The organism is Bartonella sp. ML69XJBT (genome assembly GCF_028618515.1).
Lineage (GTDB): Bacteria > Pseudomonadota > Alphaproteobacteria > Rhizobiales > Rhizobiaceae > Bartonella.
Genome location: NZ_JAQITB010000139.1, coordinates 1 through 785, shown reverse-complemented (window position 1 = coordinate 785; position 785 = coordinate 1). Strand labels below are relative to the sequence as shown.

At 49.4% G+C, this 785-nt stretch carries 1 pseudogene; it reads right to left on the bottom strand.

Annotation, left to right across the window (positions count from 1 at the left end):
- Window positions 1-612, bottom strand: a pseudogene (locus tag PVV68_RS10560) (DUF637 domain-containing protein); the annotation flags it as partial.
- Between the last annotated feature and the right edge of the window lie 173 nt (window positions 613-785).

The window sequence follows — 785 nt, the reverse complement described above, 5'->3', positions numbered from 1 at the left end:
GCTGAGGTAGTTATTTGCAGCGGCATTACCTGCGGCATCAGCGCCGGCATCAACATTGCCACCGGCAATGGCGGCAGCAACGCCCCCCGCAGCCCGTGCGACATCAATGGTGTGATCTCTAAAGTCAGCAAACTGCGCATCAATCTTTGCGTTTATACGCGCTTCCTCTTCCGGAGTTGGGGTGCGACCGTTTAGGTCCCCCATTTCCTCTTTTACAATGCCTTGCACCCACAATTGAAACTGGAGCATAGCAGTGGCTTCGCCCACAGCACCCCCCACAGCACCGGCCGTGCAAGCACCGCTCGCAACAGCGCCTTTTAAGCAGCCAAGACCAGCGTGGGCAACGATCTGTGTGACCGTATCTATTTTGCCTTCTGCCTTGGCGGTACCAATTTCTTCCGCTAATGTTTTACCAAGGGTTTCTGACAGCGCTGTACGCAGACTGTTTAAAAAGTTCTTATCTAAAGAACCGCCTTCAAGAGCCGTTTGAACGCCCGTGCCAATAGCAGCTTTGATCAGGTTCTTTTCTGCCTCACGCGTGATACGATCAACCAAAGGGGCGGTTTTGGATAAGGATTGACCAACACCGGCCATCTCTGTGAATTGGCTGGTTCAGTAAATTTAGTGGGTTTGCCTTTTAACCAATGCTTTTTTTCTTTAGCAGCAAGGTTGTCAAGATCTCCTTGAGCAGCAAGTTCTGCTAAATTTTTCTTAGAAGCGAATTAAGAGATCGCAAATAATACCACTACTAGGAATATCTGCTGCATATCCCTTATAAACGTTAC